This window comes from Paraburkholderia sp. GAS448 (assembly GCF_050435685.1).
Lineage (GTDB): Bacteria > Pseudomonadota > Gammaproteobacteria > Burkholderiales > Burkholderiaceae > Paraburkholderia.
Genome location: NZ_JBNDKT010000093.1, coordinates 1 through 7,719, shown reverse-complemented (window position 1 = coordinate 7,719; position 7,719 = coordinate 1). Strand labels below are relative to the sequence as shown.

Genomic DNA, 7,719 nt, shown 5'->3' with positions numbered 1-7,719 from the left:
CGCCTGTTGCGATTTCAAAAGAGGCATTGCACCTGTGCCTCGCCGGTCTTCCAGACGTCACTCCCGATGTCATTCGCGGTCCGTGTTCATCGTGCATTGCAGCGAGGCGCCTGTGGTCCGTTCTGTGGGCGGCGGCCGCCGAAGTCATGCATCGGCACGAAGACAAGGCGGTCTTTTTCAGTGCGCGCCTCGATCCTGACGACGCCAGTGCAACACCGGCCTCCGAGGTTCATCTGAAACTGGTCATCGATGCGGGAACCACTGACCGGCCGGTCGCAACGATCTTGCTGCCCGATCAGGACTAGCCACATCTGTCACGGCAACGGCCAGACCAATGGTCTTGCACCTGCCTTGTGCTTGCCTCATTTACCCGTCGCGGGATGCATCCCCGCCAGGGGGCATGCTCCGCGCTTTTTTGCTGGAGAACATCATGCAACCTGACTCTGAAGTCCTGACCTCGAGCACCACCATCAAGGCGGTGCGTGTCCCTGAATCAAAGCGTACGAACACGCTGCCACGCTATTTCGGGCGGCAGCGGATGATGGGTGAGGCACTGGTCTACCAGTCGCTACAAATCGTCTGTGAGGCGTATTCAGGCGGTTTCTGGGACTTCTTCGAACTGTCTAGTGGTGGTTTCTACATGGCCCCTCGCATGGAGGGGCCACTGCGCATCCAGTGCGATGGCAACGGCTTCGATGGCGAGATGTCGTGCGACGCCGCCGGCATCGTGGCCTGTCTGATGGCGTTCAATGCGCTTGCCTGGCACACCGGCGAGGTGCACTTCGGTGAGCTGTTTTACCAGTTGCGCGACTTCGCTGCACAGCACGCGGAAGCGGCATCGATATTCGCCGCCATTGACTGACCGATCGTGCAGTCGTCGCGCATTCACTTACGTTCGACCCAGGGTGCCCCGCAAGGGGCCCCTTTCGGAACGGACTTGCCCCGCGCACAGCGCCAGCACTTGGAAGATGTGACGTGCCGTAGTGGGTATGACCGAAATTGGCAATATGGCAGACACGCAGGTAGACAGGGGCCAATCGATCTAAACGTTGGTCGCCAGGAAGGGAGGTGGAACGATGAGACGCCTGACCGACATGAGACGCCTGACCGACAAAGACCTCGCTGAAGAGCGCGGCGCACAGTTAAGCGACTGCGGCGCATACCGGTATCGGCTCTGGCGCGAATGGGACGCCACACGTCCAACACTGACGTTCCTGATGCTGAACCCGTCGACAGCCGATCATCTCGTCGACGATCCGACTGTCACCCGATGTTTTGCACGCGCCGTCGCGAACAACTTCGGCCGGCCTGAAGTCGCCAACCTGTTCCCGCTGCGGGCGACCAACCCTGACGAGCTCCTCATGCACCCGGACCCGCTTGGATCGCGTAGCCGGGCCAATAGTGCAATCCTGGAAGCGGTAGACCGTGCGTCGATGGTCATCTGTGCGTGGGGCTCACATGAAGCGGTGGCGACGCGCGTGGCCGATGTGTTGCACCTCCTTGCGATCACCAGCATGAGCGGGAAGCTGTTCCATCTCGGCATGAACATTGACGGCAACCCGAAACACCCACTGCATACCGCCGCGAACAAGCGACCAGAACCATTCGAATTTCCGACTTGACCGAAACAGCGCAATGAGCAGTCGATAACACGCAAATAGAGTGAGGGTTGTATGGGAAACCTGATCGACGAAGGAATCCTGATAACCGGCCAGCGTGCCATCGGGATCAAGGAGGCGGCCGCGCTCCTTCAAGTTTCTTATGGAACAGTCTACGCACACAAGGAAGCACTGGGTTTCTTCCAGATCGGCTCTGTCTGGCGCGTATGGCCCGAAAAACTGCGGCAGACGACAAGCGACTACAATAAACGTCGACCGGCGCAGACGGAACAGGAGAAGCAGCAATGTCCATCCGAAAGCACCCCAAGAGCGGTGTCTACTTTGTCGACATCCGCACACCAGGCGGCGAAAGAATTCGCCGATCTTGTGAAACGAAGGACCGAAAAGAAGCGCAGGAATATCACGACAGGCTGAAGAACGATCTGTGGCGCGCTTCGAAGCTCGACGAAAAGCTTCCCCGGACATTCGAGGAAGCTGCAATGAAGTATCTGGAGCAGGAAGCAGGAACGCGCGACTACGAGAGTAAAGAACGGCACCTGGCATGGTTCGGACGACACTTCGTCGGCAGGGCTCTGCACACGATAACCCGCTCTGAAATCATGGATGCACTTCCGAAGCATGATCAGCGAAAGCTGACGACACCGAAGCCGCTCAGCGTTGCAACCCGCAATCGTTACCTCGCAACCATCCGCGGCATGTTAAACGCAGCGGCTGGGGTCTGGGAGTGGATCGATCGTGCACCGCTACTGACCGATGTTCCGGAAGCAAAACGCCGGATACGCTGGATTACGCCCGACCAGGCGTCTCGTCTGCTAGAGGAAATGACTACAGACTGGATGCGCGATATCACCGAAATGGCGTTTAACACCGGCCTGCGTTGGTACAACATTTCGGGAATGGAGTGGACTCAGGTGGATCTTGTGCGCAGGCGGGCCTGGATTCATCCCGACCAGGCGAAGGCAAAGAAGCCGATCGGCGTACCACTGAACGAAGCCGCAGTTGAAGTGATCAGACGCCAGTTGGGCAAACACCCAGTCTATGTGTTTGCCCGCAACGGGAAGCCGCGCAGGAAATCGGATATGCATCAGTGGCGCCGCGCCTGCGCGCGGGCCGGCCTCGAGAATTTCCGCTTTCATGACACACGGCACACGTGGGCAAGCTGGCACGTGCAGAACGGAACACCGCTAAATGTGCTGATGGAATTGGGTGGCTGGTCGAACTACGAGATGGTGCTGCGCTATGCCCATCTTGCACCTGATCATCTTGCTCATCACGCGGAAACGGTCAAGATTTGGGCACACCCGTTGCCCAAAAAATCCGGTTCCGCTCTCGAAGACATGGCTCGATCCGCCTGAGAGCCTTGTCAGCAAAGGCTCTGAGCGAACGCAAGACGGAAACAGGACGTGGGAAAGATGACGGATCGCCAGATGAGGAGTCCGGTTTCGCCCCAGCCGGGAGCTAGATCCGTCATGCAACGCATTATCCGGCGTGCACGCGTCCGGGTCATCACGCAAACCCGCAAGAGACCTTTGTCAATCCTGACAAAATCCCGCCAGCGCACCCCAACAACGCCCCCTGCCATCGGCACGGCACGTATCCGTTACCATGACGTCTGCACGTTCCCATCCGAAAGCAATTCGTCTTGTCTACCTACACCCTTCCCGCCGCACTCACCGCGGAACTCGAAATCCGCAAAAGCCGCTTTATCGCCCATGCGATCCCGGTTGAAAATCGCGACGCGGCGATGGCCGAACTGCGCCGCCTGCGCGACGAACATCCTGCCGCCACGCACGTCTGCTGGGCGCTCCTCGCCGGCGGGCAGTCCGGTATGTCCGACGATGGCGAGCCGTCCGGCACCGCGGGCCGGCCGATCCTGGAAGTGCTGAGACATCACGATCTCGACGGCGTGCTGGCGGCCGTTGTCCGCTACTACGGCGGCGTGAAGCTCGGCGCGGGAGGCCTCGTGCGCGCCTATACCGACGCCATTGCCACGGCGCTGCAGGACGCACCGCGCATCGAACGGATTGCGCAGGCAACACTGACCGTGGAGATCGACTACCCGGACGAAGCACGCGTGCGACGCTGGATCGAGCAGGAGAACCACGCGCTCGCAGAAAGCGCCTACGGCATGGCTGTGCGACTCACCATCCGCATGCCGGTCACGGCACTCGATGCCGCGCGCGATGCGTTGCGCGACATGACGCAAGGGCGCGCCCTGTTCCCCGATACCGCTTAAGCTATATCCGGCACGATTGCGCAGCGACCCCCAACACCCGCAAACACGCTGGCTCCAGGACGACTGGCCTTCAGTATGCCGGTAGCAGCCAAGGAACAAGCAGCACGCTAACCGCCATCACGACCAGCGTGAACGGTGCGCCAACCTTCACGAAATCGGTAAGGCTGTAATTGCCGAACGTGCTGACAAGCGTATTGACCGGCGAAATGGGCGTCGCGAAAGCCGACGACGCGCCCAGCGCGACCATCATGCCGAAAGGGTAAGGCGACGCATGCAGATGGTTGGCGAGCGCAACGGCAACGGGCGCCATCAATACCGCCGTGGCGGTGTTTGAAATGGCGAGACCGATGAGCGCGGTCATCGCGAAGACGGTCGCCAGCACGGCTCTGATGCTTGCGGTGCCAACCAGTGCAAGCATCGCGTCGGCGCCCAAATCCATCCCGCCTGTCCGTTTCAGCGCCAGCGCAAACGGCAGCATGCCGACGATCAGTATCAGGGTGCGCCAGTTAATCGCCCGATAAGCCGAATCGAGATCGATACAACGGAAGAGCCCCATCAATAGACAACCGATCAGGACCGACTGAGCATAGGGCAGAACCCCGGTCACCATCAGTATGAGCACCAGCAGCAAACAGGCGATCGCGTGCGGCGCCCGATCGGGCACGGGAACGAGCGTGCGACCTTCCACCGGCAGGCTGAGCGCAATCAGATCGTGCCCCTCCTTGCGCAGTGCCCGAAAGGCCGCCCATGGCCCGACCAGTAGTAGCGTATCGCCGATCTTCAGTGTGGCGTTCTCCAGCCCATGATCGTGCGTGACCCGCCCACGGCGCAGGCCGACCACGCTCAGTCCATGCTGCATGAGCAATGGCGACTTGTCGGGTTTCATGCCAACCAGGTGAGAGTCCACGGGGATGATGGCCTCGGCCATGCCGACGTCGCGTGACTGATCGGTAAAGTAGGTTCCGGCCATCGGTAACCGCTGCAGGACAAACCGCTCGCACAATGCGTCGATGTCGAATCCCTTTGCATCGACATCGACAAGCAGGATGTCGCCCGCGCGCACTTCGGTGCTCGACAGGGCGCGCAGCACTTCTCTTTTGAAACGCTGGAACCGTTCGACCGCGATCACATGGGCGTCCGGCGCGCCGTGCAGGCCAAGACTGCCGAGCGTTTCGCCCACCAGCGGCGACGAGCGTTCGACGCTCAGCCGGAAGGCGCGGTCCTGCAGGCCATATTGCGCCACCCAGTCATGCAGCGTCGGACCGTCTGCACGGCGCGCCGCTGTGCTGCTGCCCAGTCTGCGCCGTGCCACCACCATATAGGCAATGCCAAGCGCAAGCACGGGCGCGCCGATGGGTGTGAACGTGAAGAAGCCGAAGCCCTGCTCGCCGATACGCATCAACTCGCTGTTGACCACCAGATTCGGTGCGGTGGCCACCAGCGTCATCATGCCGCTGATCAGCCCGGCGACGCTCATCGGCATCATCAGGCGGCTGGCGGGCGTACCCGTCTTCTGCACGACATGCAGCACCACCGGAATGAAGATGGCCACCACGGCGGTCGTACTCATGATCGAGCCCATCACGCCGACGGAGACCATCAGCAGAACGAGCAGGCGGGTTTCGCTGCTGCCGCTGGTTGTCACGAGCCAGTCCCCGACGCTTTGCGCCACGCCGGTGCGTACCAGCCCCTCGCCCAGCACAAAGAGCGCGGCGATCAGGACGACGGCCGGATCGCTAAAACCCGCGAGCGCCTCGTTGATCGTGACGACGCCGGTCGCCGGAAGTGACACGATCATGATCAGCGCGACCGCGTCGATCCGGGGTCTGCCGATGACAAACATCGCAATGGCGGCGCCGAGCAGCACAAGAACTGCGACGAGGTCGGAGTGCATGATTGTGCGGGTAATGGCCAGGACTCTGAATGTACACGTTTGAACATGATTCAGGCGCGCTGCCGTTGCGGCGGCGCGACCTCTGGCATCGGTGCGGCAATAGCGGCGCGCTCGCGCGGCCTGGCTTATCCGGGCGCGGGTCGGTTTACAGCCATGCTGGACAGAGCATTGAAGGTCCTGGCTGCCTCAAATGGGGAATACTGCACCAGGGTGGCGATCGTCAAGATTGCCGTGTGATCGTGCGACCCGTTCCGGCATTGCCCTGTTCGGCGCCGGGCGACGAACCAGGCCGCAGCCCTTCACGGACCGACAACGACCGATCACGCATGCAACGGCTGCGTGCCAACCCAGTTGATGACCTGCGCGACGAGATCGTCGCTGGCGGTGGCCAGTGCGCGGGCACCGCCTTCGGCATCGGGCGAACTGGCGGGCGCTCGCGCGACGAACGTGCGCTGCCCGATCACCTTGCCGTCCTGAAACAACGTGGCGCGCGCGGTAACCGCGCCGTGGCTATCGGCCTGGCCGTCGAACACCTGTTCGAACTCCTGCAGATCGACCCGCAGCACCGGTGCGTGCACACCATCGGCGCCGGTCAATACGGTGCCGTGTGAGCTGAGCGCGATGCGCAGACGCTGCGTCAGCAATTGCGACGGCGGCATCGTCCAGTGACTTCCCGAATACGATGCCAGCCGCTGGGCATCGGCAAAACCCAGCCGGTAGTTCAGGTTGTCCGTACTGAGCGACTCGGGTGCGGTCACGTCCAGCACCTTGACCGCCGGCATCGTGCTTGCCGCCGCAAGCGGCGCTGGCGGACCGAAGTCATAGCGAATGTCCTCCACCACGCGCCTCGTGCCGACGCACCCGGCAAGAACGCCGAGAGCAAGCGCGATGGTCAGCGCGGCGCCACCGGAAACCAAACGACGAATTGAGCATGACATCGCAATGTCCCTTTTCAGTCATTTTGCTGCGTTGGCAGCGGGCCATGAGAAACCCGGCTCGCCCGGTCCCGGGGCGGCGGGCGCAGCGCCGAACAGTACGCTGCGCGGGTTGGTGCTGAACGTATCGGCGGCACGATCGATCGAGCGCGCGGCGCTGCGCACGTCGTCGGAAAGCGAGTTGACGCGCGGCAGCGTGTCGTAACCCACGCGCGCCGACAGGTCCTGCACCGTTGCGTCGATCGACGTCAAAGCCTCGCCGGCCTGCTGCGCGGCCGTGCCCACCTTGTTCAGGTTCATCTCGAACGGACCGTTCGGCCGGTTGAGGCTCGTGATCAGCTGGTTCGTCGACGCAAGCATGTGGTCCAGCTGGTCCAGCGTGGCTGGCAGCTTGCCGACGGCCGGCCCCATCTGCTGCGAGAGCGTGGCGACGCCATCGGCGGCATGCTGAAGGCTCGTGACCGCCGCCTGCAACTGGGCGTGCATCTCGGGGGACAACATCTCGTGAACGTCGTCGGCGACCCTTTCGAGCTTGCGCAGCAGGATATCGCCGCGCAGCTGCAACTGGTCGAACAGGCCCGGACGCATCGGCAACTGCGCAACCTGTTTCGCCGACGTCGTCAATGGCGACAAATCCTTGCCCGTGTCGTCGAGCTGGATGAACGCGAGACCGGTCACGCCTTGCAGCGCGAGCGTCCCGAAGGTCGAATGCGTGATCGGCGCGTGCTGGTCGACCATGATCCGGATCACGATCTGTCCCGGATGATTGTGATCGAACTTGATCGACTGCACCCTCCCGACATCCAGCCCGCGAAAGCGCACGGCGGCATCGGCGTAAAGCCCTGTGACACTGGTTCGCGCAATCAGGTCGTACGGTTCGCGCACCGACCGGTCGACGTTGAACAGGAAGGCCACCACAGCAATCGTCAGCGTCAGGGCCACGGTGAAGAGCCCGGCCCAGAACGCATGTGATTTGTTTTCCATCGTCAGGTCCCCAGGATTCTCACAGCTGCGCGTCGGCCGATGCCGGTTCGA

9 protein-coding genes are annotated in these 7,719 nt (G+C 62.0%); 6 read left to right on the top strand and 3 right to left on the bottom strand.

The genetic code is table 11. From position 1 onward, the window contains the following. The 6 genes from P3T23_RS46710 to P3T23_RS46685 form a co-directional block, all read left to right on the top strand. The coding region (locus tag P3T23_RS46710; RefSeq protein WP_429322794.1) for a hypothetical protein at positions 1-305 on the top strand (305 nt) is incomplete at its 5' end. Positions 306-430: 125 nt separating this feature from the next. Continuing rightward, a complete protein-coding gene (locus P3T23_RS46705) occupies positions 431-862 on the top strand; it encodes an antirestriction protein (protein ID WP_429322793.1) in 432 nt (143 codons plus the stop codon). Between the two features lie 214 nt (positions 863-1,076). Then, positions 1,077-1,622 (top strand): DUF1643 domain-containing protein, encoded by a 546-nt coding sequence (locus P3T23_RS46700; protein WP_429322792.1) that lies wholly within the window; start codon positions 1,077-1,079, stop codon positions 1,620-1,622. A gap of 51 nt (positions 1,623-1,673) precedes the next feature. Further along, the gene (locus P3T23_RS46695; RefSeq protein ID WP_429322791.1) at positions 1,674-2,033 is read left to right on the top strand and encodes a hypothetical protein; all 360 of its coding nucleotides are present in this window, start codon (positions 1,674-1,676) and stop codon (positions 2,031-2,033) included. Next, positions 1,949-2,974, top strand: a complete 1,026-nt coding sequence (locus P3T23_RS46690) for a tyrosine-type recombinase/integrase (RefSeq protein ID WP_429322796.1) — start codon at positions 1,949-1,951, stop codon at positions 2,972-2,974. The genes P3T23_RS46695 and P3T23_RS46690 overlap by 85 nt, the downstream gene beginning before the upstream one ends. 287 nt (positions 2,975-3,261) lie before the next feature. Next, the gene (locus tag P3T23_RS46685; RefSeq protein ID WP_429322790.1) at positions 3,262-3,855 is read left to right on the top strand and encodes an IMPACT family protein; all 594 of its coding nucleotides are present in this window, start codon (positions 3,262-3,264) and stop codon (positions 3,853-3,855) included. A gap of 70 nt (positions 3,856-3,925) precedes the next feature. Here P3T23_RS46685 and P3T23_RS46680 read toward each other — a convergent pair whose 3' ends face one another. The 3 genes from P3T23_RS46680 to P3T23_RS46670 all read right to left on the bottom strand — a co-directional run bounded on the left by P3T23_RS46680 (position 3,926) and on the right by P3T23_RS46670 (position 7,668). Then, positions 3,926-5,749 (bottom strand): SLC13 family permease, encoded by a 1,824-nt coding sequence (locus tag P3T23_RS46680; RefSeq protein WP_429322789.1) that lies wholly within the window; start codon positions 5,747-5,749, stop codon positions 3,926-3,928. Between the two features lie 320 nt (positions 5,750-6,069). Further along, positions 6,070-6,687 carry an ABC-type transport auxiliary lipoprotein family protein gene (locus P3T23_RS46675; RefSeq protein ID WP_429322788.1) on the bottom strand — a complete coding sequence of 206 codons (618 nt, stop codon included), beginning with the start codon at positions 6,685-6,687 and terminating at the stop codon, positions 6,070-6,072. Positions 6,688-6,705: 18 nt separating this feature from the next. Beyond that, positions 6,706-7,668: an MlaD family protein gene (locus P3T23_RS46670; RefSeq protein ID WP_429322795.1), complete on the bottom strand. Its 963-nt coding sequence runs from the start codon at positions 7,666-7,668 to the stop codon at positions 6,706-6,708. Positions 7,669-7,719: the final 51 nt, after the last annotated feature.